Source organism: Caballeronia sp. LZ003 (assembly GCF_031451465.1).
Taxonomy (GTDB): Bacteria; Pseudomonadota; Gammaproteobacteria; order Burkholderiales; family Burkholderiaceae; genus Caballeronia.
Genome location: NZ_JARUXJ010000237.1, coordinates 1 through 23,567, shown reverse-complemented (window position 1 = coordinate 23,567; position 23,567 = coordinate 1). Strand labels below are relative to the sequence as shown.

Sequence of the window (23,567 nt, the reverse complement as noted above, 5' to 3'; positions counted from 1 at the left end):
ATGCATGTCGATGCGCCTTGCGATGACGGCGACTGGCATGACAGACCACCCGGCGATCTTTGGTGCTACCATCCCTCTTATAAGCAGCGCCACTGGACCACCGTGTCGCCTCCATATCCGGGGCGTTGCCGCACCATCATTAGAGAATTTCATCAAGCAGGAGACTGGCATGCAGGGTAGCGGAGTTAATCAAGCAGAGACCTTTCTGGGCAAAACCCATCAACTGATGATCGGAGGCGAGCGCGTAGACGCCTTGTCGGGTGGAACATTCGAGGTGGTGGATCCGGCCACGGAAAATGTGATTGCCGAAGTCGCGCGCGCAGGCGCGGAGGACGTTGACCGTGCCGTACGCGTTGCTCAGGAGACATTCACTGGCAAGCACTGGCGAACATTGAATGGCGCGACGCGCACGCGCCTGCTGCTAAGGTACGCCGACATCATCGAGCGCCATGCCGACGAACTTGCCGTCCTCGAAACGCGCAACAACGGAATGCCGATAGGCTCGGCCAGACGCACCGTCGCGCTGTCGGTCGACTGGCTACGTCATTTTGCCGGCGCGGTGACGCGGATCCATGGCCAGTCGTTCGATCAGGCAGCGCTCTCTACCCGCTACAGCGAAATACACAGCTATACGCGAAGGGAACCGGTTGGCGTTGTCGGACTGATCACGCCATGGAATGGACCGATAGGTGTGTTCATGACAAAGGTCGCTCCCGCACTTGCCGCGGGCTGCACCGTCGTTCTAAAACCCTCGGAAATCACTCCACTGACCGCTTTACGGCTGGGTGAGCTGGCACTGGAAGCAGGAATTCCGCCGGGAGTGCTCAATATCGTCCCGGGGTATGGCGCTGAGGCCGGCCAGGCAATCGCGGATCACGCGGTCATACGTCGTGTGTCATTTACTGGTTCCACCCTTGTCGGAAAGCAGCTGGTTCATGCTTCCGCAGGCAATCTCAAGCGTTTGACCCTTGAACTGGGAGGCAAGTCACCGCTTGTTATCTTTGACGACGCCGATCTCGATAGGGCAGTTCCCGCAGCAGCAATGGCGATTGCGGCCAATACCGGACAGATCTGCTTCGCGGGATCGCGGCTTTTCGTCCAGAAGAAAGTCTTCGACAGAGTTGTTGCCGGCATCGGTGAGGTCATGTCTACCTATAAGCTCGGCAACGGAATGGATCCCGCGACAGTACTCGGCCCGGTAGTTTCACAGAAACAGCGGGGACGTGTGCTGGATTACATCGCGCGGGGGTGCGAAGAGGGAGCAGAAATCGCATTTAGCGGTCCTGCCACGGACGGCCCCGGCTATTTTGTGCCTCCAACCGTCTTCGTCGGCACGCGTCCGGGGATGAAAATCGTGCGCGAGGAGATTTTCGGCCCTGTGCTCGTCGCCTCCCCATTCGAGGATATCAATCAGGTTGCCCTCAGTGCAAACGATACGACCTATGGCCTTGGAGCCGGCATATACACCACTGATCTCAGAAATGCGCATCGCCTCGCTGCCCGGATCGAAAGCGGAAATGTTTGGGTGAACTGCTATGGGATTATGGATGCGGCTATGCCTTTCGGTGGACTCAAGCAGTCCGGAATTGGCCGGGTACTGGGTGATGAGGGACTCGGCGCGTTCCTTGAAACGAAGTCTGTCTTCGTCAACCTCGAGTAAGCGAAAAGCGGCCCGTTAAGGCAAAGGAAACTTCCCGCACCCAAAAAACGCGTAGTTGATGGCTGGCACGAACGAAACTCAATCACAGCTTTGAGAAAACCCGGCGACAACGGCAACGCCGTTTGCGCTACCAGCGAGAGCTGCTGCTTTCCGCACCGCCGTGCCGGCCATAAACACAGGAGAAGGTACCGCCGCCGTACGGCAGCAGAACCGTTCCGTACTACTTATCGACCGTATTTTTCACGCCGCAGTGACGCCCCGAGAAAAAGCGCTGCTGGGCCGCCCGGAGCGCTGTGTCGAAATCCGGCTCGGTCGCAAGATGCCTGTGATCGACGCTGACTAGCCAGCCTTTGGGCGCCTTGCACCACCGTATCCTCCCCTCCTCGTACAGTTCGCAGAACCACCGCCAGAGCGAGGCATCTTCGCGGTCTGCATGTCTTGCCGCCTGAGAGCGCGCGTTGTCGTATTGCGTCGTCAGCATCTGCACCTCCTCCTGCCGGACTTGATCCGCCGGCGATTCCTCAGTTGCTCCCCGACAGACTCGTGACCAGTTCGGGAACCGTTGCGAACAGATCGCCCACGATGCCATAGTCGGCGACACTGAAGATCGGTGCCTCCTTGTCCCTGTTAATGGCAACAATCACTTTCGAGTCCTTCATCCCCGCGAGGTGCTGGATCGCGCCCGAGATTCCGACCGCGACGTACAACTCAGGTGCGACGATCTTGCCGGTCTGCCCCACCTGATAGTCGTTAGGTGCGTAACCCGCATCCACGGCCGCTCGCGAGGCGCCGAGCGCCGCGTTCAGGCGGTCAGCCAGCGGCTTGAGGACTTCGGCGTAGTTCTGGCCACTGCCCAGGCCCCGGCCGCCTGAGATGACAATGCTGGCGCCCGTCAATTCGGGGCGGTCCTGCTTCGTCATCTCCCGACCCACAAGTTCCGACCCGCCTGTGTCCGGGGCAACGGCAATCTGTCCGACGGACGCGTTGCCGCCCTGGGCGGGCGCCGCATCGAAGGCCGTGGTGCGGACCGTCAACACCTTGACCGGGTCGAGCGACTGCACCGTGGCGATAGCGTTGCCCGCATAGGTCGGACGTTCGAACGTGTCGACCGCGATCACCGCTGTCACATCACTGATCTGAGCCACGTCCAACTTCGCCGCGATGCGCGGCGCCACGTTCTTTCCTGCGGCTGTCGCGGGTGCCAGAATGTGCGTATAGTCCTTCGCCAGCGGCAGAACCGTCGCCTCGACATTCTCCGCGAGACCTGCCTGAAGTTGCGGTGCGTCAGCCAGTAACACCTGCGAAACGCCGGCAATGTGGGCCGCCTGATCCGCAACCCCTTGTACCCGATAGCCTGCAACAACAATGTGAATCGCGTGTCCAGTGAGCGCCGCCACCACGGAGGCTGCGGTCACTGCATGAAAAGTCGAAGGCCTGAGCGTTTCGTTATCGTGTTCGGCAATTACAAGAATCGTCATGTCTACCCCTGCCCGTCAAAGGACTTTCGCTTCAGTCTTCAGCTTTGCAACCAGCGTCGCCACATCCGGTACCTTTACGCCTGCGCTGCGCCTGGGCGGCTCAGCGACCTTCAGTGTCTTCAGCCGCGGCGTCACGTCTACGCCGAGGTCCGCTGGCGTTAGCGTCTCCAGCGGCTTCTTTTTCGCCTTCATGATATTGGGCAGCGTTACGTACCGTGGCTCATTGAGCCGCAAATCAGTCGTCACGACCGCCGGTAGCGTCAGCGACAGCGTTTCCGACCCACCGTCCACCTCGCGCGAGACGGCAGCCCGGCCGTTCTTGACGACGACCCTGGAGGCGAATGTCGCCTGCGGCATCCCCGCGAGCGCTGCAAGCATCTGGCCGGTCTGGTTCGAATCGTCGTCAATTGCCTGCTTGCCCAGAATGATAAGCTGCGGCTGCTCCCGGTCGACCAGCACCTTGAGCAGTTTTGCGACGGCGAGAGGCTGCAGTTCGTCCTCCGATTCGATCAGAATAGCGCGATCCGCGCCAATTGCCAGTGCGGTGCGCAGCGTTTCCTGGCATTGTGCAACGCCCGCCGACACCGCGATCACCTCGGCTGCCACGCCGGCTTCCTTCAGTCGCACTGCCTCCTCCACGGCAATTTCATCGAACGGATTCATCGACATCTTCGCGTTCGATAGGTCCACACCGGTGCCATCCGCTCGGACACGAACTTTCACGTTGTAGTCAATCACCCGTTTCACGGGGACAACAATCTTCATTTGGTGTACTCCTCAACAAAAACCTGCCAGTAACGAACTTCGACTGTTGGGGCGCCCCTGTACCATCTACATTGCGCAAACGAACTGATGTCTCGATGCCAGGCATGGCGAAATACGTTGCGTCAGAACGCGACCGGCAGCAATGCCGACGAATACGTCTCTCCCGCAGGAATCGATTTCATGGCCGTCTCGCGAAGAGGGAACGTCGTCTGCGCGCCAACCGCCCGATGCCCGACAACGATCGCTTCATATTAGGTTCCATGGTAGCACCAACATCTCGCGCAGGAAAGCGAACGCGGGCGATTGACATTGAATTCAGTGTGAGGCAAACCGCATTGCGCTTACCTGACTTCGCGTTGCGCCCGACGTTCCGGTGCCACACCGGAAGACCGGTCGCGCACCGAAGGCCACGCGTGCGCAGCCGATGCCGGCCTCCATTCTTCCCCGTCGGGAACTCCCCCGATGGACTGACCACGGAAAGCGGCCATCAATAACTGTCCGCTGTCGCCTCCTGTGTGCCTCGTGTCATTCGCGGACGTACCCGAACGTAGGGTTACAGCGGGACGCATGCCCGATCGCAAAGGTGCAAAATTTATACAGCGAGGACTGGCGTCACGAGTGCGTGCGGATGAAGTATTCCGGATGCTTCCGGCTGTGGCGACCTGCCCGTAACGGACAGACTGCAAGTCTCTTGTCAGGAGACTCGCAGAAGATGAATGATGAATGACCTTGGCGTTATCCTGACAGCCAGCATTGTTATAACTGGCACTTCACGTCAAACGGGAATACGTCTGTGCGTTACCAGGCCGTACAGAAACGCAGAAAACAGTGCGAGACAGCCGGCCAGAATCAGCGCGATGAAGAATCCGCCGAGTCTGTCCAAAACAATTCCCGTCACCAGCGGCGCACATGCTGCACCGATAAACGCCCCGAAATTCTGGATGCCAGCGAGTGACCCAACTAGGCGCCGCGTAGTGATTGCTTCCGCGGGGAGCGTGCCAAAATTGGCCGCGGAAAGACTATAGGCAAACATCCCGGCCGTCAGCATGGTCACCGCCGACGCCAGCGTCGTGCAGTACGCAGTCGCGAACATCGCCAGGGCGGTCAGTACAGCCGAGGCCGACATCATCATGCGTCGTGCGGTGAAGGGCTGAAATCCGCGCTTGACCAGCAAGTCCGACAACCTCCCCGCGGGCAGTACCGCAACTCCGCCAGCCAGATACGGAATCGACACGAGTAAGCCCGCCCGAGAAGGTCCCGCCCTGCTGAAAATTGCCGGTGCCCCACGGCTTCGAAGCACCCACGTGCCTCCCGACGTCAACCGTTCCAGCACGACAACCGGTGCGAAACTATGGCGCTCGCAATTCGCAGTTGCCCGCTCCCGGCATGACGCCCTGCATTGACCCGACGGGACGAAAGACTTTGCACGTCCCGTCCTCGTCTGAGGCGGCAGTAGTAAAAGTCGACCGCGTGCGCAGCGACTCGGGCGCGACGGACACACGCAGGAAGTTGTGGAACAGAGCGACGTCACCGTTTCAGGATGCACGATTAATCGCACAGGTAGTATGGCGCGACCAATGATGGAATGACCAGAGGCGGGGGTCAACCAAGTAGTCCATAGGCAACCGGGAGCCCGACGAAGGCACCAACATGCGCGCCTCGCAGGCACAGGCCAGCGATGGCGACGGCCTCTTACGTCTGGCCCGCGTCAGTGGCGCAGGACTTTCTCCGGCACAGCGCGGCAGTTGTGCGATGTCATGCTGCCTTGGCACCCTCGCGCACTCGCACAACCACGGATAGGCTCAGCTTTATAAGGGTCGTATGGTAGCACCAACACACCTACACTCACATCATCACCTTGAGCCGTCATCACAGGCGGGCACCGCCGCCCCGTTTACGGGCTCCGCGCTATAAGCAGAAGCCCGTATTCCGGACTGTTGTAGATAGCGTACACTATCCAATGGAACCACGTTGCCTCAAGCAACTGGAATCACCCTGTCCTCTTCCGGCGCAGGCGCGCGGGGATGGCCAAACCAGATTACTTTCGGAGACTCTTATGACCTACGACCTGAAGATTGTCGGCGGGACCGTAATCGACGGCAGCGGAAAGCCTGGCTTCTCCGGCGACGTCGGCATTCGCGACGGCCGCATCGTCGCACTCGGTGAGGCGCCCGAGGACGCGCGGCGCACCATCGATGCTGACGGATGCGCGGTGACGCCAGGTTTTGTCGACGTGCACACACACTACGACGCACAGGTGCTATGGGATCCGATGCTCACAATCTCGCCATGGCACGGCGTCACGTCGGTGGTGATGAGCAACTGCGGCTTCGGTATCGCGCCCACGCGCCCCGAACATCGTGGGCACATCATGCGGATGCTTGAACGCGTCGAAGGGATGGACCTGGCCGCGCTGGAAGCAGGCATGGGCGACTGGGGATTTTCCACCTACCCGGAGTACCTGGATCGCATCGGACGCAACGGCCTGGGGATCAACGCCGCAACTTTCATCGGTCACTCTCCGGTTCGCCTGTATGTGATGGGGGAGGCCGCGGTCGAGCGCAAGGCGACACCGGAGGAAATTGCCCAGATGAAAGCACTCGTTGTCGAATCCCTGCGGGCCGGTGCACTCGGATTTTCAACGTCCGTCGCGCCGACCCACTTCGGCTTCGACGGAAAGCCCGTGCCCAGTCGCGTGGCCGATTTCGACGAAGTCCTAGCCCTCGCGGAGGCGCTGCGTGAAGAGAATACCGGCATCATGCACTACAACGTTGGCCGCATGCCTCCGTGGGATGAGTTTGAAGCGCTGGCTCGCGCGACCGGTCGGAACGTCTGCTGGAGTTTTTTCGTGGCTGGACAGCTCGGCAAGGGCAAGCATCGCGCAGGCCTGGAGCACACCCGGGAGTTCCTCGAACGCGGTCTGCCGATCTACCCTCAGACCGCCTGCAGGCCACTTGTCATGGAGGTGGACTTTGCACTTCCTTCTGCTTTCGACCCTTGGGCGATTTTCAAACCCGTCGTACAGGCCAATACCCCCCAGGAACGCGCGCGCATCTATCAGGACCCGGCATTTCGCGAACTGTTCCGCAAGGAGGTCGAGGGCCGCGGAGGCAACGATCATCACTTCCCCGGTGGCGAGGATGAGGGCAGGATGCGCCGGGCGAGCTGGCGCCTGCTGGAGATCTCGTTCTGCCCGAGCGAACCGGGGCTTGAAGGACGCAAGGTCGAGGATGTGGCTGCAGAGCGTGGCGTGCACCCGGTCGACCTCGTACTCGACCTGTCGCTCGCGAATGATCTCAAGACACGATTCCGCATTCCCATGCTGAACTTTGACGAGGACGATGCTGAAGAGATTTTGCGCGATCCAAACGTCGTGATTGGTCTTGGAGACGGAGGCGCTCACCTTTCGCAGCTGAATGATGCCTGTTACAGCACTCATCTGCTTGGCCACTGGGTACGCGAAAAGAAGGTACTGTCGCTCGAGCGCGCGGTACATATGCTCACCGGACGGCCGGCATCCATCTTCGGTTTCCGCGACCGCGGGCACCTGGCCGTCGGCGCGCCGGCCGACGTCGTGGTGTTCGACCCCGCGACCATCGGTGCGGGCCCGCTCGAGCGTGTCACCGACATGCCAGGTGGCGTCGAGCGGCTGGTGTCGTACCCGACCGGCATGCAGGCTGTTCTCGTCAACGGCACCGTACTGCCCCGGCCAGGCGAAGCGTGGGAAAAAGGAGCCAGCCTGCCCGGACGTGTGCTGAGGCATGGCAGCGCATCCTGAGGATGCTGGTTCACCCCGGCACGCCAAGCCGTGCCCCGGGTAACGGGCGACCCGAGGGTGTCGCGAAACACATCAACCTGAGAAAGAGGCAAATATCTTGAACTCCAGTCCTTCCAGGCCGCCACACGTGTCGCTCGTCACGGGTGCAGCAGGCAACCTGGGCCAAGCCCTGGCCCAGCTGCTCCACGCCCGCGGTGATCATGTCGTGCTGATCGACCGCGACGGCGACAGACTTCGTTCCGTTTTCGAGGAAAACACCACCCGGCTCCTGCTTTCTCCCGATCTGACCAACGCGGACGCAGTACAGCAGGCGGTTCAAACTGTGCTCGGGCACTGGGGGCGTATCGACACCCTGTGCAATGTCGCTGGCGGTTTTCGCATGGGTCAGGCTGTGCACGAGACCGACGATGCGACCTGGGAGTTTCTGTTCGGGCTAAACGCCCGATCGGTGATTCACATGGCCCGGGCGGTAGCGCCCGTCATGCTTGCACAGCGGAGCGGCAGCATCGTCAATGTCGCGGCGGTTACCGGAGAGCGGGCAGCCGCCCGCATGGGTGCGTACGCTGCGTCCAAGGCTGCCGTTATGCGACTGACGGAAGCGATGGCAGCGGAGTTACGCCCCAGTGGTATCCGCGTGAACTGCGTGCTGCCCACCATCATCGACACACCGGAGAATCGCGCCGCGATGCCGGATGCCGATACCGCCCAGTGGGTCAGCACGGATGCTGCGGCCCGCGTGATCGCCTTCCTTGCCTCAGGCGACGCAGCGGCAATCAGTGGCGCGGCGGTTCCGTTATCGAGCTCCGCCTGAGCCACGAGCCGGTGGTGTCGTCCCGCGATCTCGCGGACAAAATCCAGCCTGACCGGGCCGGGTGTCACGCAGAGGCATGCGTGCCTTCGCAGGACATCCCGTGCCAGTTACCTTTCCCAGAGATGGACATATGGAATTCCAGCCAGATCCCGCAATCGAATCGTTCCGTCAGGAGGTACGCGATTTTCTGAAAGAAAACCTTCCGCCCGACCTGGCCCGCCGTGGTCAGCAGGGATATCTTCCCGATCGCGACGATCAGTTGCGCTGGACGCGGATCCTGCACGAGACCCGTGGCTGGTCCGTGGTCGGATGGCCGACCGAATATGGCGGCCCTGGATGGTCGGCTGAACAGCGCTATGTGTTCGATGAGGAGTGTTATCTTGCCGGCGCGCCGCTGCAGAATCAGTCCGGTGTTCACCTGGCGGGTCCTGTCATCTGCAAGTTTGGCAGCGAGGAGCAGAAGCGGCGGTTTCTGCCCGGCATGCGGGAAGGCAAGGTCTTCTGGGTACAGGGCTTCTCCGAGCCGGGTGCCGGCTCGGATCTGGTGTCGCTGAGGACAACGGCCGTACGCGACGGGGATCACTATATCGTCAACGGCCAGAAAATCTGGACCAGCTACGGAATCCATGGCGACTGGAATTTCGTGCTGGTGCGCACGGATCCGGATGCCAGGCCGCAACGCGGCATTTCCTTCCTTCTGCTGGACATCCGCAGCCCCGGCGTCACCGTCCGGCCGATCACGACCCTGGAAGGATCGCACCATCTGGCCGAAGTTTTCTACGATAACGTCCGGGTACCGGCAGAAAACCTGGTCGGTGCGGAAAACGAGGGATGGACATACACGAAGTCCCTGCTGTTCGACGAACGCGCCTTTCAGGGGGCTGAAGCACCGGCGCTTAAACGGTATCTGGCGAGGATCCGTCGCTATGCCACTATCCAGCGCGACGCAGGTCGGCCGCTTATCGAGGATCCGGCATTCGTCCAGCGGCTGGCCCAGTTCGAGCTTGAAGTCCTGGCGCTCGACATGACGGTCAAACGGGTCCTGCACCAGGGCCTTGATGAGCGCAACGGCGGAATGGCGATCGCCTCGATGCTCAAGGTCCGCGGCTCGGAGATGCATCAGAAGCTTACGGAGATGCTGGTGGAGATCATCGGCGACTACGGAGCAGTCTACTACCCGGACTCCAACGACGATCCGTCACTGCGCGAACAGCGTTTTCCCGGCCCGGACTTCGCCCCGGGCATCGTCGCCGAACTGATCTACCGCCGCGCCTGCACCATCTATGGCGGAAGCGCCGAGATCCAGCGAAACATTATCGCCAAGGCGCTTTTCAACCTCTAGGGAGACCGTTTGATGCATTTCGACCTGACTGAAGATCAGCAGATGCTCAAGGACGGCGTTTCGCGATACGTCCAGAAGTCCTACACGTTCGAAGTCCGGCAACAGGCCAGAGCTTCGGGCGGGTTCCGGCGCGAAGTCTGGCACGAGTTCGCAGAACTCGGCCTGCTGGCGGCAAGCGTTCCAGAGGCGCATGGCGGACTTGGACTGGGGAACGTCGAGACCGCACTCATCGCAGAAGAACTGGGCCGCGGTCTGGTTCTCGAACCGTTCGTGATGTCGGCGGTGCTACCCGCCTCCATCCTGCGCAACCTTGGCAGCGATCACCATCAGGAGCGGTTTCTCGGCGCCATCACCACTGGCGAACAGCTTGTTGCGGTCGCTCACAGCGAGCCTGAAACCCGCGGCGATGTCCGCCAAGTCGCAGCTCGCGCCGCACGTGAGACAGACGGCGGCTGGCGACTTCACGGCCGCAAGACACTCGTCGTAGGTGCGCCGGTCGCCGACCACTTTCTCGTGGTGATGCGCAGTGCAGATGAGCCGGGAGTCCATGGGGGTCTGTCCTGTTTCATGGTTGCACGGGACACTCCGGGATTGCATGTCGAGCCCTATGCACTGGTAGACGGCGGCCCTGCCGGAGACCTCGTGCTCGACGGCGTGCAGGTAAGCGCCGACTGCCTCGTTGGCGCAGAAGGACAAGCCTGGGCAGGATTGCAACTGGCGATTGACGAGGCGATCGTCGCCCAGTGCGCGGAGACAGTGGGCGGTCTGGAGGACGTCCTTTGCCTGTGCAGCGACTATCTGAAAACCCGCAGACAGTTTGGCGTGCCGATCGGCTCCTTCCAGGCACTGCAACACCGCATTGCCGACATGGCGATCGCGACGATGCAGGCTCGCGGGTCCCTGCATCGCGGCCTGGCGGCGCTCGCGCAACCCGAGCGTGCAGACCGCACGGCGGTCATCTCAGGCTGCAAGGCGCAGGCGATGCGAAGTGCCAGCTTTGTCACAGCGCAGGGGATCCAGCTACATGGCGGCTACGGTATCGCTGAAGAGTATCGCGTCGGACATCACTATCGTCGACTGGTCCAGACCGACGCGATACTCGGCGGCATGCATCACCATCTGCGTCGTTATGCCGGGTACATCCAGGCTCAGTGCACCGTTGCAGCCTGAGTGCCACGGCACACCCATATCGCCCGTCCCGGGGGATGGCAGACGGGTGTATCGCCAAACATCGGAAAGACCCCCTGTCGTCCCGCCCACAAAACCGAAACCTTATTGCCCGGCGCAACGGGTCCGGGCGGCATCGCTTCTTACGGTGCCGCCCCCTGTTCAAACTGGTGATGCAACGGCCCGGCGTCGACCGTTTCCAGAGCAGCCCGCGCAGCAGCCTTCGCGCAGTGCGTTTCCTGCGCACCCGCTGTTGCACGCACGCGCCGGCGTGCGATCGACGCCGCACGCCGCGGGGTGATTATGCGCCTAGTCCCCTGTGAAACTGGGCTCGCGTTTGGCTCGCGCGGCAGCGACTGCCTCGGCGTGATCACGCGTACGACTGGAGAGCGCCTCATAGGCCGCACCAGCGTCAAGTACGGCCGCTGCAGCCTGCTTCAGCCCGATGTTCACCGTAGCCTTGGTCCATCGCAGCGCGAACCTTGGCGTATTCACGAGCTTCTGCGCGAACGCTTCGACTGCGCTATCGAGTTCTTCGGCCGGGTAAGCAAAGTTCACCAGCCCGATCTTCGCTGCTTCCTCGCCGGTGAGCGGATCCCCGGTAAACAGAAACTGTTTCGCACGCGCGTAGCCAACAAGATGCGGCCAGATGGCGGCGCCCCCGTCACCAGCCACATAGCCAACCTTGACATGCGGGTCGCCGATCTTCGCGTGATTCGCAGCGAACGTAATGTCGCACAGCAACGCAATCGTGGCGCCGAGTCCCATCGCCGGGCCATTGATCTTCGCGATGACTGGCTGAGGAACATCGAGCAGATTGTTCACGATACGCTTCATGTGCGGAATGGTGCGGTAAAAGCGGGCCGGGTCGTCAATACCCCGCTGGATCTCGTCGAAGTCACCGCCAGCGCTGAATGCGCGGCCCGCACCGGAGAGCACCACAACGTCCGTTTCATCATCGTCACCCACCCGTGCCGTGAAATTCTGAAATTCGTCGTGCATCTCATTCACGAATGCGTTCAGTGTATCCGGCCGGTTCAACGTAACGTGCAGCACGCGCCCATCACGTCGAAACGTCAGCGATCTGTAGCTCGGGAAATCCATCTGTTGCTCCTCCTGGTGATGAAGCAGGCAGCCGTGACGGCTTGCGTACGGAAAGGCCTGGTGTCTAAATCATTATGGTCCTACCATTATAGGCCGGATCGATGGTTAACGGTCCGGCGGCCACATACGTTTTTCACATTCAACGAAAATGGAGATAAAGCAAAATGGAGCAGGCACGCTTTAACGGTCAGGTAGCACTCGTCACCGGCGGAGGATCAGGATTCGGGCGGGCTGCAGCGGAGGCGTTCGCCGTCGAAGGCGCGCGCGTTGTGGTCACCGGTCGAACGCCCGCGAAACTCGAGGAAACCGTCAGCCGGATACGCAGTGCAGGCGGCGAAGCGCTGGCCGTCGTCGGCGATGTTTCCGTGGCAGCCGACGCCCAGCGTATGGCGCAGGCATGCGTGGACACCTTCGGCCGACTGGATCATCTGGTCAACAGTGCCGGTGTTCTGGGTAAGGGCTGCCGCCTGTGCGACCTGGAAGAGGAGGCATACGAGCGCACCATGGCTGTCGACGCCAAAGGTGTGTGGTTATGCATGAAGTATGCGATCCCGCAGATGCTAAGGACCGGGGGAGGCACGATCGTGAACGTGTCGTCCAATCAGGGGCTGTTTGCGAACCGTGGCAATTTTGAGTATGTCGCGGCCAAGCACGCCGTAGTCGGGATGACGAAGGCCGCCGCCATGGATTATGGCCGTGACGGCATTCGCGTCAATGGTATCTGTCCGGCGGCCCACGCCACGGAAATGGCGCTCGCCTATGCGTCACGTCTTGATCCTCTGGCCTGGCAGGCACGTCTGGACGCCATGTACCCGGCTACCGGCCGTCTCGGCGAGGTACGCGAAGCGGTGGACGTCATCCTGTTCCTGTGCTCCCCTGCTGCGTCCAATATCCACGGCGTCTGCATCCCGGTGGATGGCGGCTTCTCCATCCAGTAAACCCACCCGCCTCGCACACCCACGGTGTGAGGTAAAGCCCGGTTCCGGAGGACCGGCGCTCCGGCCATCACTTCGGCGCCGTGATCCGGCACTGTCGCCGCAAGCACGACCGCCAGGCGCCCACCTCTCCCGTCAGTCCTGCGATGACTCGCGGGCTAACCGGCGCAACTCCACCTTGTCAACCTTCCCCGTCGCAAGGCGCGGCAGCGTCGTCACCACGGTGACTCCCTTTGGACACTTATATCGCGCAATTTGCGTCCGGCAATGCTCGATCAGCACATCGGCGCAGCTACTGTCCGCGGCCTGAAGCACCACGAAGGCATGGACGACTTCACCCCATTTTTCATCCGGACGACCCACTACCGCCGACTCGATCACAGCTGGGTGCAGGTTGAGTGCGTTCTCCACTTCACGGCTATAAATGTTCTCGCCTGCCGAAATGATCATGTCCTTCTTGCGATCGACCAGGTAGAGAAAACCGCGCGCGTCGAGATAACCAACGTCGCCGGTATGCATCCAGCCGCCAGCGAGTGCTTCGGCCGTCGCCTGCGGATTGTTCCAGTAACGTTCAAGCATGGCGTCCGAGCGCGCCCAGATTTCGCCGGGGACGCCCGCCGCGCAGTCGTCGCCCCGGTCGTCCACCACGCGCAACTGGACGTAAGGCGTGGCATGGCCAACCGACGCAATGCGCTCGATCTCCTCCGGTGTCCCGTCGGGGCGCAATTCATGGCGGTAAAGTGTGGTCCAGCTTCCTTCCGTCATTCCGTACTGGACCATCATGACGTCGCCAAAGCGCGCAATCGCACGACGCAGAAGCGGTACGGGAATGGGCGCGGCCGCCGTGGTGATCGTGCGCAAGCTCGATACATCGAACGACCCCGTTTCGAGCGCTTCGACGACCTGCCGCAACTGCTCCGGAACAAGCAGCAGAACCTCGCCCCGCTCCTTCTCGATGAGCCGGAGAATCTCGGTTGCGTCAAACGTCGGACCGGTAAGCACACAGGTGCCGGCGCGCCAGGACTGGCCCAGACGCATCCATTTGGCGCCGACGTGAAACAGTGGTGTCGTAATCAGCGCACAGCCGTTGTGGCGTATTTCCAGTTCCGTGGCATTGCACTCACCGGCTTTCAGGGTTCGGCGGTGGCTGCTGAGTACCCCCTTTGCGCGGCCCGTCGTGCCGCTTGTGTACACGAGATGGGCTTCGTCGCCTGGCGCCACCGCTGTATCGGGTCCCGCCGGGTCCCCATTATCCGCCAGCGCGCCATACGCAAGAGACCAGGCGCACTCGCCTCCTATACAGACCCAGTGTTCAACCGCCGGTAGCTGCGCACGCAGGCTCTCCATGAGCGCGAGATACTTCTCCTCGAAGAAGACGACACGCGGGGTACTGTCGGAAAGAATGTAGAGGACTTCGGGCGCTGCCAGCCGGAAGTTCACGTGCGTCAGTATGTAGCCAGCCCATTCGCAGGCACCGTAGAGCTCAATGTATTCCAGCCGGTTGGTGCTCATGACGGCAACGCGGTCCTGGTGCCGCACGCCGAGCTCGTTCAGTGCACTCGCCAGTTGCCGTGCACGTCCGGCGAACTGCGCGTGCGTCAGGCGCCGATCGCCATCGACGTAGGCGTCGAGATCGGGATAAAAATGTTCGTTCCGGCTGATGATGTCTCGCAATGTCTGCATTGTATGTTCCCAGCTGGCCCCCGCGCGGTGGGCCATATCAATTGAGGAAAACAGTTTGGTAGTACCATTATATTATCTGGGTAGGTCCGCGCCGGGACTTCGCGAAAACCCGCGGGACAGGCTCATTGCGACACCTGTGGCAGCGCTGAACGCCCGGGACCGTTGCGTGCGAACCTGTTTGCGCGCAACGACACGGTCAGTTCCGCCTGCCACGTCGGGTCAGCGGTAATTCACGGGGGGCAGATGTCTGCAGGATGCTGATTGTGCACAGCGCACCGACAAGCACGCAGACCGCAACGAAAGACAGACCCGCCCCAAAATCGCCCGTGAGATCATGCAGTCCGCCGATCACCGCTGGCCCGACTGCCGTACCCAGCATCCCTACGACGTTGATGGCAGCGATTCCGGCAGCACGAGCGGTCAAGGAAAGGTACTGTGGCGCGAGCGTCCAGAAAATCGCCTGCGCCGAAAACGTCCCGGCAGAACACAGGATCAGTCCGGCAAACCGCAACGCCGGTGTAGGCGCACGGGCAACAGTCAGCCAGCCGGCAGCGGCAACCAGCATCGGGATGGCGACATGCCACTTACGTTCCCGATTCCTGTCCGAATGCGCGCCCCACAGACTCATCGCAACGATGGTCACGAGCGACGGGACGGCAGCAATGATTCCCACCTCGAAAAGACCCGCATGGGGCGCCAATCCGCGGACGATCTGGGGTACCCATGTCGAATTTGTACTCAGGGACATGACCAGACCGAAATAGCACAGGCCCAGAAGTATTAGCGGAAGTTGCGACAACTGGCGCCACACTGGGATTGCGGGGCCTGCGTCCCCGCCCGCCCGCGCGGTGGCCTGCCTATCATCGCGTTCAAGTGCGAAACGCAGGGTCGCCTTCTCAATCCCGTTGAGCCACATCGCCTCCTCCGGACGATTGGCCAGTATAAAAAATGCGACAACACCAAGGATGACCGACGGGACACCCTCGAAGATGAAAAGCCACCGCCAGCCCGCGAGACCGAGCAAACCATCAATCCCGAGAAACGAAACGCACACAGCCGATCCGAAAAGGGTCGTCACTGGTTGCGCCATGATGAAAAGCGTGCTGGCGCGGGCGCGACAGGATTCCGGAAACCAGCAGGTCAGATACAGCAGGATTCCGGGCATGAAGCCCGCTTCGGCGAGCCCAAGAAGTGCTCGCAGCAGATACAGGCTTCGCGGCCCGACAGCGAAGATGCACGCCATCGAGGCCAGGCCCCACGTGATCATGATGCGGGGAATCCATAGTTTCGCGCCGACGCGTTGCATCACGAGATTACTGGGGATCTCGGCGACTACGTACATCACGTAAAACATGCTGCCGGCAATACCGAAAGTTGTTGCATTGAGCCCGAGATCCCGGTTCATCGTGAGAGCAGCAAAGCTGATATTGATCCGGTCCAGATACGAACAGATAAACAGCAGCACCAGGAACCACATCAGATGCCGGAAGACCTTGCGGCTTACCGCGATCTCCTCAGGTGTCGTCTCCATTTTTTCCTGCGCAAAGAGGTGCCCGCAAGCAGAACTGCGGAAATACACACAGGGCCGGTGGTAGCCATGCCGCGTGGGCACATTCAACCGGCCCGCAGTTTCGTAATCAGGGGATGTCCAGATATTTGTGCGTCTGCATCGACAGGCGCCACTTTGGATGACGCTTGCACCAGTCGATCGCGAGTCTCCTGTTGATGTCGCCTGAAGGACCCGCCATTGGTTGCACAAAAAAGTGGCCGAAATCGAGCGTCTCGTATTCGTGGATACGCTGGTTCTCCTGTGGCATCACGACCTTCAGTTCGTTGCCCCGCTTGACAACAAGCGGGGCATCTGCCTTTGGACTGACGCAGATCCAGTCGATGGTCCCGAGGACCGGCACTGAGCCGTTCGTTTCGATTGCCACTTCAAATCCTGCTTCGTGCAACGCATCGACGAGAGGCTGGTCAACCTGGAGCATCGGTTCACCCCCCGTGCAAACGACAAACCTGTGTGCCGCATCCTCCGGCCACAGCGAAACTATCTTCGAGACAAGTTCCTCAGGAGACCTGTATTTACCACCGTTCTCGCCGTCGGTGCCGACGAAATCGGTGTCGCAAAACTGGCAGACGGCGCCAGGACGGTCTATTTCACGCCCCGACCACAAATTGCAGCCCGCGAAGCGGCAGAACACCGCCGGACGACCGGCATTGGCGCCTTCGCCCTGCAAGGTGTAGAAAGTTTCCTTTACGGCATAGCTCATAGCTATATTCCTAAACTCCTGAAGCATATACGCGCGATCTGGCTCCGCTGCGTACTTCAACGGCCGAACCGGAGCAGCGAAGCTGTAAGGCCTTGGCTGTGTCACTACCCACTCATGGCCGTCCGGAATACTGACCAACATGATACGCATGCAAATCGACGTTCCACTCACAACGCAGCTCACGCCAGTGCATCGCTGGCCATCATCGGACAGTAGCACCGGCAAGCAGCAACAGGCAGAAATTTTCCTGCCTGCTTTGTGCTGCCCGCCGATCTACACTCATGCCTGCTCCGTCTGACGGATGCTGCAACGCTCTTCCCGCGCCCAGCCGAGCATAGCGAGGAGCGGCTCGTCCGAAACTTCCAGAAGAGTGGCATCTTCATGAGCATGCAACGTGTGACGCTGCCAGTTTGGCACTGCGATCATGTCGCCCGGCGCCCATTCAAACGCTGCGTCTTCAAAGACGCTTCGACCGCTTCCAGAGATTACCGAATAGATACGGCTTATCGTCGACCGGGACCGTCTGAATTCTGCGCCCTTGTCGAGCCTGAATACCGTGCGGTCAAACGTTTGAAAAGACGGTGGCTGGAGGCGGAGCATTCTGACACCCGCAGCAATCTCTGACGAGGCAAGCAGACGAGGGTAATACTCCGAGAATGCGAACCTCATGGACGAATCCGCATCAACCCCATCCGCTTTTTCGAGCTCGTCCGGATGGTGCTCAAAAAACATCGGCCCGAGAAGCTGCACAAGCGGGGCATCGAGAAAATCGATCCAGTAAGCCTCTTCTGCACTCTCGTTGCTGTGACCGTGCCACGACCCCATTGGGGTGAGCAGGACGTCACCCGGCTCCATCGGAATCTTTACACCATCCACGATCGTGTACGTCTGCGGCGCTGCCTCGATGACGAGGCGCATCGCATTGGGGGTGTGACGATGGCTCCTTGCCGTCTCCCCCGGCTTGACCATCTGATAGGCGCCCACGAGCGTGGTTACCGTCGGATAGTCGTTGCCCAGGTGCGGATTGGCCATGATCAGGTTCCGGCGCTCGGCCCACTTCGGGTCAACCAGGTCACCCGCCTTGTGAAGTGCAGCTCGGGCATCATTGTATTGCCAGCGCGCCGGAACAAATACCTGTTTGGGTTCCGGATAAAGAGACGGCGTGGGCTTGTTCCAGCCATTCTTCATCTGTACCCTGTCGAGCATTGCATAGAGCTCCGGCAACGAACCAGCCGCAGCAAAATCGGGGGTTTCAATGGCCATGATTGACTCCTTCCCAGTCGTTGCCCGTCACTGCCGCAATCAGTTTGCGGCAGTCCGCAGGCTGTTCATCTGACCGCCACGCCACGTGTCCGTCGGGACGCACTAGCACCAGTGCAGATTCGTAGAGTTCCGCAATTGCCGGCTCTTCGAGGTCTGTTACGTGGAGCGGTATGCTCGCGGCACTCGCCTGACGCTCCAGCTCCCGCGTATCCACACCCGCCTTGAACTTCATGAGGACAAAGCCTTTGCCGAACAGATCCAGCGTCGAGCGGCCATCGCGCATCCATACATGAGGCGCGCGAGCGCCCGGCCGCGAGCTCGGCCGATAGTTGATCGCGTCTTCGAGCTCGGCGCGAGCCTGCGCGCGGTCCTCGGACTCGTAGACGACGACGGGTGATTCGAGATACCGGTTGCCCAGATGCATGTTCATGGAAAGCCATTCGCGCTGGAGTCCTTCCTGCAAGGCCTTTCCGACCTTCACGCGTGCTGCGCGCCCCGTCTCGGTGTCCTCATAGATCTCCGGGCCGCTTCGTGCACCTTTCATGATCATGAGATTCCCGGTGGAAAACTCGGTGATGCGGTGAGCGATAGGCTTGCGTTCGCTGGTATAGGCATCGATCAGCTTTTCGCCGCCCCAGCCTTCAACCAGAGCGTCCAGTTTCCAGCTCAGATCGACGGCATCCCCAATGCCCGTATTCATACCGAGCCCCCCGGTCGGCGATGTCCGGTGGCACGCATCGCCGCAAATCAGGACCCGGCCCTTCCCATAACTGTCGGCGACGAGTTCTGCCCGCGCCCACGGCAACACACTTACCATTTCAAGCGGAAACTCATGCCCCATCAGTCGGTACGCAATCTGTACCAGTTCCGGCTCTTCAAATGCCCGCCGCTCGAGGCCGCCGATCACGGACATTCGCCACATGTCCTTGCCGTTGATGGCGACGATGGTCGCCCATACCCCGTCAGGGCCGACAAACATATAGCGATATCCGGGACGCTTGTCGTGCCTCGCATTGAAGTCCGCGCAACGGAATATGGCATTCGTCGTGTAGGTGAGAATTCCCCTGCCACGCATCTCGATTCCAAGCGTGTTGCGCACCGTGCTGTGTGCGCCGTCGGCGCCGACCAGGAAGCTCGAGCGCACCGTTATCGGCCGGTCCGTCTCAAGGTCGCGAACGATGGATGTGACACCACTGTCGTCTTCCTCGAAGGATTCGAGCTGATGGCGATAGCGCAGCGTCACCGAAGGCTGCGAAACCGCAAAGTCGCGCAGAATCGGATCGAACATGTTCTGCGGACAACGCTCCCGCTTCTGGGGGCTTTCCGGTGGCGGCCGGTCGTCCGCCATCGACGGCATCACCTGCCGTCCAAGCTCGTAACCAGCAAGCGAGGTCAGATAGACGTTGTCCTGAGGATAACTTCTTACATACGGGCTCGCCTCGACCGCATCAACTATCCCCCACCGCCGGCAGAATTCCATGGTGCGGATGCCCACCAGGTCCATCTTTGGCTGATAGATCGAACCATCTGTCGTCTCGATGGCCATGACATCCCTGCCTCGCCATCCCAGATCGCCTGCCAGGGCAAGGCCAACCGGGCCCGCTCCCACCACAAGAACTTCAGCCTGTACCATTGCATCGGAGTTCACTTTCAATCTTCCAGTTTTTGGTCCAACCATATATTAGCCATCTCCCCGCGCCAGGGTCAACCCGGTTTACCCTTGAGACGTAGCCTTAAAACTCTGGCAGCTCGACCGCTTGTATGTTATGGTCCAACCAAATACGGAATTTTGGATCGAAACCCTTCTATCAGACGGTTTGCTCCCATGAAACTCGCGTCCTTTAACGACTTCAGAATTGGTGTGGTGTCCGACGAAAATATCATCGACGTGACGTGGCGCCTTCCTTCCGCCCTGGACACGGTGCCCGAGCACCGCATGCGCTGGCTGATTGCACACTGGAACGACGAAATCCGCGGCGATATCGAGCACACAGTCAGAAGATCCGCTGGCTGCCCCATTGTGGAAGTCAAACTGCTTGCGCCGGTTCCGGATCCGGCGCATGTTTTCGCGGCGCCGACCAACTATCAGAAACACATCGGCGAACTGCAGGAACGGGCTGTCACCAAAAAGGGCCGTTCGGCCCGTGACCAGGGATTTTTCCTGAAGGCGCCTGGATCGGTGATTGGCGCGGGTCAGGTCATCACTCTTCCCAAGGGCTCCGGGCGACGGTTCGACCATGAATCCGAGCTAGCCGTGATCATCGGCAAACACGGCCGGAACATTTCCAGGAAGGATGCGTTGCAGTTCGTATTCGGATATTCGTGCCTCATGGACCTGACGATGCGCATCGAACCCGGTACGGGCGAAGAGGAACGGTCGATGAGAAAATCCTTCGCCAGCTTCACGCCGGTTGGCCCCTGGATCGTCACCGCCGATGAGGTCGGTGATACCGGCGGCCTCACGAACCGCCTGTACGTCAACGACGAACTGCGCCAGGACGCCAACACGCGTGATCTGATCGTCGGTATCGCAGAACTTGTCGAGCTCGTTTCTTCGGTGTTGCCGGTGCAACCAGGCGACATCATCGCAACCGGCACGCCAGAAGGCGTCGGGCCGATTACTGCGGGAGATCGGGTTAAAATTGCAATCGAGCGCGTTGGAGAAATGACATTGCCGGTTGTGGAAGCCGAGACAGTCGCGCCACGGCCCTATTGATGGGACAGAGCCCAGTCGATGGAAGACCTTCCGTCGGCGGGAGCGGCATACTGCACCGCGCCTTGCCATCGCTTCTCCAGCATGACAATGACCTGCAGCCGCCTTTTTCCCCACGTCTATATCCATGAAAGCAGATTCCCCAGTGCCCCCTTCTCCTTCGCGTGCGCAGCCGGTATTCAGGCCATTACGCGAAAAGCGGGCATTTCAGGAGGTGGCCGATCGTGTCCGGCAGATGCTGGAGGATGGCACGTTGAGGGTCGGTGACCGGTTGCCACCGGAACGCGAACTGTCGAAGCAGCTAAATGTCAGCCGGTCGATCCTGCGGGAAGCTTTGCGCACCCTCGAAAACGCCGGCCTGCTCGAACTCAGGCCGGGCAAAGGTGGCGGAGCATTCGTATCGGGCGGAAAAACCGACGCAGTGTCCGCGTCGATCGGCGATCTGCTGCGCCTAGGGGGCATCTCGCTCGCCCAGCTCACCGAAGCACGGGCCTGGATTGCAGAGGTCGTTGTGCGCGTAGCGTGCGAGCGCGCAGACGAATCGGATTTTGAAGCGCTGGAAGCTAACGTCAGGCTGGCAGAACAACTGTTTGCCGAGAAGCGGATGATGGAGAAGCTCGACGTCAACATCGAGTTTCACAATGTTCTCGCCGCTGCAACTAAAAACCCGGTGCTCGTGATGATGATGCAGACCGTCGGCGGAGTCATGCGAAGTTTCGCGAAGCGCCTTGGCGCGGAGACCACCCGCAGCGTAATCCGGTCCAGGTCCCGCTTCATTGAACTCCTGCGTGCACGAAAGGCCGACGCTGCGGTGGCGGAAATGCACGAACATCTCAGATCGATCCAGACCGTCTACATGAAGTTTGCCGAAGCAGAAGGCGCCTATAACCTGACGGTCCCCAGTGCGCCGGCGACGGTCGCGGACTCGATCATCGGAAAGCAGTCCGGCAAAAACAGATAGAAGAGTCAATAGATGCCAGCCGCCGGGCACGTCTCCGTGCCCGCTGGACCGGGTCAAATGTCAGTTCCGGACCGAGCGGCCTAACGCGCTGTGGGTCGAGGATTTCAGCTGCTGTACGCTCAGCCAGCGTAGCCCGCCCGCATGGGGGTGAAGCTGCTTGACCGTGTCCGGAATCCAGGACCCGGAGAAGTTGACTTCGCAGTTCCGGTGCATGCCCTTTCTCTGCTGCGAGAGGGAGTGAGCCGAAGCGACGGTGACTTGCCGACACTGGCAAGGTGGCGTAGTCCGTGGGAAATGGGGCTTGCGGCGAAGCGGTTACGCCAAGATGAGCCTCTAGGCTGAGCATGGGACGGTTGAGGAAAACGAATCTGTTAAACCGCATCCAAGGGTTGAAAAGTCACCCCTGCCTACACCGCTTAACAGCAGGACGCGAATTGCCGTCGACACATACGTATGTGTGCGACGGCACGAAAGCCGGTGGAGCGGTATGCCACTTAGCTCGGAATCACGCGGAGCGCGCAGCAAGACCGTGGTGTTCGCGGCGACTTGAGGCAAGCAAGGATAAAGACTGCGACAGGCAACCTCGCCCATGCGTTGAGTCCAGCATGTGAACTGGGGAAGCTCTGTGAACCGCCCCGGCTTTGTCGGAGACCGCCAAGTTTGGCGCTACGCCGCGCGAGCGGAGCGCGCCAGTTTGCGATTGTAAGCTTCCTCTGCCTCCGCCGGCGACATGTACCCAAGTGGGCCGAGCAACCGATGATGGTTATACCAGTGAACCCATTCGAGCGTGGCGAGTTCGACGTCTTGGAGCATACGCCATGAACGCCGATGCACAACCTCGGTCTTATACAAGCCGTTGATCGTTTCGGCCAGAGCGTTGTCATAGGAATCACCGACAGTTCCGACTGATGGCTCAACGCCAACGTCCACCAAATGTTCGGTGTGCCGAATGCTGAGATATCGGGCGGATTTAACGGGTCGTCGCAACACCTTTGATCGAGGAGGTGTTGCATGGTGCGAAGTGCAAAGCAGGTGTATCGGTTGACGGGTCGAGCAGCGATGTACTCGCCTGGCGCCCCATCACTCTGGCAGGAGATCGAGCGTCGGTTTGGCAACAGATTGCGACCGGCATTACAAGCGAGAAAGCGGCGCAGGCGGTAGGTGCATCACAAGCGGTAGGCTCGCGCTGGTTCCGCTATCGTGGCGGCATGCCACTATTCATGTCCAAACCTATCGCTGGTCGATACTTGCCGTTCGCTGAGCGAGAGGAGATAGCATTGCTCTCTGTCCAGGGGTTCGGGGTGCGCGAGATCGCCCGCCGAATCGGACGAAGTGCATCAACCGTATCACGAGAACTTACGCGCAATGCTGCGACTCGAGGCGGGTGTCTCGAGTATCGTGCATCGGTTGCGCAGTGGAAGGCAGAACGGTTCGCTAAACGACCCAAGCCCGCGAAACTTACGACTAATGTAGAACTGCGTCGATATGTACAAAAGCGCTTGGAGGGCAAGGTACATGACGCTGACGGTCGTAAAATTGTAAGCGCGCATTAGACGGCGTCCCTTGCGCATTGCCATGCGACATACGTCAGGCTATGGTTGGATTCAGTCGCCAGGGCAGCAAAGCCTCGTAGTCGT

Annotated in this window: 18 protein-coding genes and 2 pseudogenes; 9 read left to right on the top strand and 11 right to left on the bottom strand. The window is 60.5% G+C overall.

The features are described from left to right. Positions 1 to 4: 4 nt before the first annotated feature. Positions 5 to 1,660: an aldehyde dehydrogenase family protein gene (locus QCE79_RS36505; RefSeq protein ID WP_309853274.1), complete on the top strand. Its 1,656-nt coding sequence runs from the start codon at positions 5 to 7 to the stop codon at positions 1,658 to 1,660. Positions 1,661 to 1,880: 220 nt separating this feature from the next. Here the strand turns inward: QCE79_RS36505 and QCE79_RS36500 are convergent, their stop codons facing one another. From QCE79_RS36500 to QCE79_RS36485, 4 genes are all read right to left on the bottom strand, one after another. Next, positions 1,881 to 2,141 (bottom strand): hypothetical protein, encoded by a 261-nt coding sequence (locus QCE79_RS36500; protein WP_309853272.1) that lies wholly within the window; start codon positions 2,139 to 2,141, stop codon positions 1,881 to 1,883. Positions 2,142 to 2,181: 40 nt separating this feature from the next. Further along, positions 2,182 to 3,138, bottom strand: coding sequence for an electron transfer flavoprotein subunit alpha/FixB family protein (locus tag QCE79_RS36495; RefSeq protein ID WP_309853270.1), 957 nt, complete (start codon positions 3,136 to 3,138; stop codon positions 2,182 to 2,184). Positions 3,139 to 3,153: 15 nt separating this feature from the next. Beyond that, positions 3,154 to 3,903, bottom strand: coding sequence for an electron transfer flavoprotein subunit beta/FixA family protein (locus QCE79_RS36490; protein WP_309853268.1), 750 nt, complete (start codon positions 3,901 to 3,903; stop codon positions 3,154 to 3,156). A 775-nt stretch (positions 3,904 to 4,678) separates the two neighbouring features. After that, positions 4,679 to 5,203 carry an MFS transporter gene (locus QCE79_RS36485; protein WP_404989498.1) on the bottom strand — a complete coding sequence of 175 codons (525 nt, stop codon included), beginning with the start codon at positions 5,201 to 5,203 and terminating at the stop codon, positions 4,679 to 4,681. A 756-nt stretch (positions 5,204 to 5,959) separates the two neighbouring features. Here QCE79_RS36485 and QCE79_RS36480 point away from each other — a divergent pair. From QCE79_RS36480 to QCE79_RS36465, 4 genes are all read left to right on the top strand, one after another. Then, positions 5,960 to 7,681, top strand: a complete 1,722-nt coding sequence (locus QCE79_RS36480) for an amidohydrolase family protein (RefSeq protein ID WP_309853264.1) — start codon at positions 5,960 to 5,962, stop codon at positions 7,679 to 7,681. A gap of 127 nt (positions 7,682 to 7,808) precedes the next feature. Continuing rightward, complete coding sequence (locus QCE79_RS36475; RefSeq protein ID WP_309853262.1) at positions 7,809 to 8,492, top strand: SDR family oxidoreductase; 684 nt, start codon at positions 7,809 to 7,811, stop codon at positions 8,490 to 8,492. 130 nt (positions 8,493 to 8,622) lie between these two features. Next, positions 8,623 to 9,834, top strand: coding sequence for an acyl-CoA dehydrogenase family protein (locus tag QCE79_RS36470; protein ID WP_309853260.1), 1,212 nt, complete (start codon positions 8,623 to 8,625; stop codon positions 9,832 to 9,834). A gap of 12 nt (positions 9,835 to 9,846) precedes the next feature. Next, entirely contained in the window at positions 9,847 to 11,004 is a 1,158-nt protein-coding gene (locus tag QCE79_RS36465; protein WP_309853258.1) for an acyl-CoA dehydrogenase family protein, read from the top strand. Positions 11,005 to 11,310: 306 nt separating this feature from the next. On the opposite strand, the gene QCE79_RS36460 is transcribed toward QCE79_RS36465, so the two are convergent. Then, positions 11,311 to 12,105 carry an enoyl-CoA hydratase/isomerase family protein gene (locus QCE79_RS36460; protein ID WP_309853256.1) on the bottom strand — a complete coding sequence of 265 codons (795 nt, stop codon included), beginning with the start codon at positions 12,103 to 12,105 and terminating at the stop codon, positions 11,311 to 11,313. A gap of 164 nt (positions 12,106 to 12,269) precedes the next feature. On the opposite strand from QCE79_RS36460, the gene QCE79_RS36455 reads away from it, so the two are divergent. Continuing rightward, a complete protein-coding gene (locus QCE79_RS36455) occupies positions 12,270 to 13,043 on the top strand; it encodes an SDR family oxidoreductase (protein WP_309853254.1) in 774 nt (257 codons plus the stop codon). Between the two features lie 132 nt (positions 13,044 to 13,175). Here the strand turns inward: QCE79_RS36455 and QCE79_RS36450 are convergent, their stop codons facing one another. The 5 genes from QCE79_RS36450 to QCE79_RS36430 all read right to left on the bottom strand — a co-directional run bounded on the left by QCE79_RS36450 (position 13,176) and on the right by QCE79_RS36430 (position 19,904). After that, positions 13,176 to 14,723 carry an AMP-binding protein gene (locus tag QCE79_RS36450; protein WP_309853252.1) on the bottom strand — a complete coding sequence of 516 codons (1,548 nt, stop codon included), beginning with the start codon at positions 14,721 to 14,723 and terminating at the stop codon, positions 13,176 to 13,178. 196 nt (positions 14,724 to 14,919) lie between these two features. Continuing rightward, positions 14,920 to 16,254, bottom strand: a complete 1,335-nt coding sequence (locus QCE79_RS36445; protein WP_309853250.1) for an MFS transporter — start codon at positions 16,252 to 16,254, stop codon at positions 14,920 to 14,922. Positions 16,255 to 16,360: 106 nt separating this feature from the next. Beyond that, entirely contained in the window at positions 16,361 to 16,993 is a 633-nt protein-coding gene (queE, locus tag QCE79_RS36440) for a 7-carboxy-7-deazaguanine synthase (RefSeq protein ID WP_309853248.1), read from the bottom strand. Positions 16,994 to 17,272: 279 nt separating this feature from the next. Beyond that, on the bottom strand, positions 17,273 to 18,256 hold the full coding sequence (locus QCE79_RS36435) for a cupin domain-containing protein (RefSeq protein WP_309853246.1): 984 nt from the start codon (positions 18,254 to 18,256) through the stop codon (positions 17,273 to 17,275). After that, complete coding sequence (locus tag QCE79_RS36430; RefSeq protein ID WP_309853289.1) at positions 18,246 to 19,904, bottom strand: FAD-dependent oxidoreductase; 1,659 nt, start codon at positions 19,902 to 19,904, stop codon at positions 18,246 to 18,248. Before QCE79_RS36430 ends, QCE79_RS36435 begins: the two co-directional genes overlap by 11 nt. Before the next feature lie 177 nt (positions 19,905 to 20,081). Here QCE79_RS36430 and QCE79_RS36425 point away from each other — a divergent pair, with 177 nt between their 5' ends. Further along, positions 20,082 to 20,972, top strand: a complete 891-nt coding sequence (locus QCE79_RS36425) for a fumarylacetoacetate hydrolase family protein (RefSeq protein WP_309853244.1) — start codon at positions 20,082 to 20,084, stop codon at positions 20,970 to 20,972. 124 nt (positions 20,973 to 21,096) lie between these two features. Then, a complete protein-coding gene (locus QCE79_RS36420; RefSeq protein WP_309853241.1) occupies positions 21,097 to 21,930 on the top strand; it encodes a GntR family transcriptional regulator in 834 nt (277 codons plus the stop codon). 666 nt (positions 21,931 to 22,596) lie between these two features. Here the strand turns inward: QCE79_RS36420 and QCE79_RS36415 are convergent. Beyond that, positions 22,597 to 22,890: pseudogene (locus QCE79_RS36415) on the bottom strand (integrase core domain-containing protein); the annotation flags it as partial. 72 nt (positions 22,891 to 22,962) lie between these two features. Between QCE79_RS36415 and QCE79_RS36410 the strand changes: the two are divergent. Then, a pseudogene (locus QCE79_RS36410) lies at positions 22,963 to 23,468 on the top strand (transposase); the annotation flags it as partial. Positions 23,469 to 23,567: the final 99 nt, after the last annotated feature.

What these genes read in the sequence shown, in the direction of transcription:
- QCE79_RS36505 (WP_309853274.1), top strand. Translation starts at nt 5, where the DNA reads ATGTCGATGCGCCTTGCGATGACGGCGACTGGCATGACAGACCACCCG.
- QCE79_RS36500 (WP_309853272.1), bottom strand. Translation starts at nt 2,141, where the DNA reads ATGCTGACGACGCAATACGACAACGCGCGCTCTCAGGCGGCAAGACAT.
- QCE79_RS36495 (WP_309853270.1), bottom strand. Translation starts at nt 3,138, where the DNA reads ATGACGATTCTTGTAATTGCCGAACACGATAACGAAACGCTCAGGCCT.
- QCE79_RS36490 (WP_309853268.1), bottom strand. Translation starts at nt 3,903, where the DNA reads ATGAAGATTGTTGTCCCCGTGAAACGGGTGATTGACTACAACGTGAAA.
- QCE79_RS36480 (WP_309853264.1), top strand. Translation starts at nt 5,960, where the DNA reads ATGACCTACGACCTGAAGATTGTCGGCGGGACCGTAATCGACGGCAGC.
- QCE79_RS36470 (WP_309853260.1), top strand. Translation starts at nt 8,623, where the DNA reads ATGGAATTCCAGCCAGATCCCGCAATCGAATCGTTCCGTCAGGAGGTA.
- QCE79_RS36465 (WP_309853258.1), top strand. Translation starts at nt 9,847, where the DNA reads ATGCATTTCGACCTGACTGAAGATCAGCAGATGCTCAAGGACGGCGTT.
- QCE79_RS36460 (WP_309853256.1), bottom strand. Translation starts at nt 12,105, where the DNA reads ATGGATTTCCCGAGCTACAGATCGCTGACGTTTCGACGTGATGGGCGC.
- QCE79_RS36455 (WP_309853254.1), top strand. Translation starts at nt 12,270, where the DNA reads ATGGAGCAGGCACGCTTTAACGGTCAGGTAGCACTCGTCACCGGCGGA.
- QCE79_RS36450 (WP_309853252.1), bottom strand. Translation starts at nt 14,723, where the DNA reads ATGCAGACATTGCGAGACATCATCAGCCGGAACGAACATTTTTATCCC.
- QCE79_RS36445 (WP_309853250.1), bottom strand. Translation starts at nt 16,254, where the DNA reads ATGGAGACGACACCTGAGGAGATCGCGGTAAGCCGCAAGGTCTTCCGG.
- queE (WP_309853248.1), bottom strand. Translation starts at nt 16,993, where the DNA reads ATGAGCTATGCCGTAAAGGAAACTTTCTACACCTTGCAGGGCGAAGGC.
- QCE79_RS36435 (WP_309853246.1), bottom strand. Translation starts at nt 18,256, where the DNA reads ATGGCCATTGAAACCCCCGATTTTGCTGCGGCTGGTTCGTTGCCGGAG.
- QCE79_RS36425 (WP_309853244.1), top strand. Translation starts at nt 20,082, where the DNA reads ATGAAACTCGCGTCCTTTAACGACTTCAGAATTGGTGTGGTGTCCGAC.
- QCE79_RS36420 (WP_309853241.1), top strand. Translation starts at nt 21,097, where the DNA reads ATGAAAGCAGATTCCCCAGTGCCCCCTTCTCCTTCGCGTGCGCAGCCG.